The organism is Olleya sp. Ti.3.14 (assembly GCF_038154885.1).
In the GTDB taxonomy this organism is placed as follows: domain Bacteria; phylum Bacteroidota; class Bacteroidia; order Flavobacteriales; family Flavobacteriaceae; genus Olleya.
Genome location: NZ_JBAKAO010000027.1, coordinates 1 through 547 on the forward strand (window position 1 = coordinate 1; position 547 = coordinate 547).

Annotated in this window: 1 protein-coding gene; it reads left to right on the forward strand. The window is 38.2% G+C overall.

Annotated features, from left to right (window positions below; translation table 11 throughout):
• A partial coding sequence (locus V6251_RS15130) for a phage baseplate assembly protein V (RefSeq protein WP_341588996.1) occupies positions 1-547 on the forward strand: 547 nt, incomplete at both ends.

Sequence of the window (547 nt, forward strand, 5' to 3'; positions counted from 1 at the left end):
TGGCACAATCTGTATAACGATCCTAAATCTAAACAACGTTTAGACAGCAGTATCGAAGCTCAAAAAAAGGCTATCGAGATCAAACAAGTACAACTAAACGGAGTTAGTGATAATCCTGGTGTCACTTTAGGTAGCATTATAAAGGTAGATGGTTCTAATTACAGGATTACAAACGTCACACACACCAATAACGAAAACGGAGACTATCAAAACCGTTTTGAAGCCATAACTGCAGATTTTGATGCCTATCCAAACACCAACATCAATGCTTTTCCTAAAAGCGAAACACAAACTGCTATTGTTATGGAAAATGCAGATCCTGATGGTTTAGGCAGAATACGTGTACAATTTCCTTGGCAAAAAATAACTGGAGAGATGACTCCTTGGATACGTATCGTAACACCACATGCAGGAGGTGACAAAGGGTTTCATTTTATACCAGAAACTGGTGAAGAAGTCTTAATAGGTTTTGAAGGCGGTAATGCAGAACATCCATATATGATGGGTAGTTTATATAATGGTTCTGGAAAAGCAGGCGCTTTTCAAA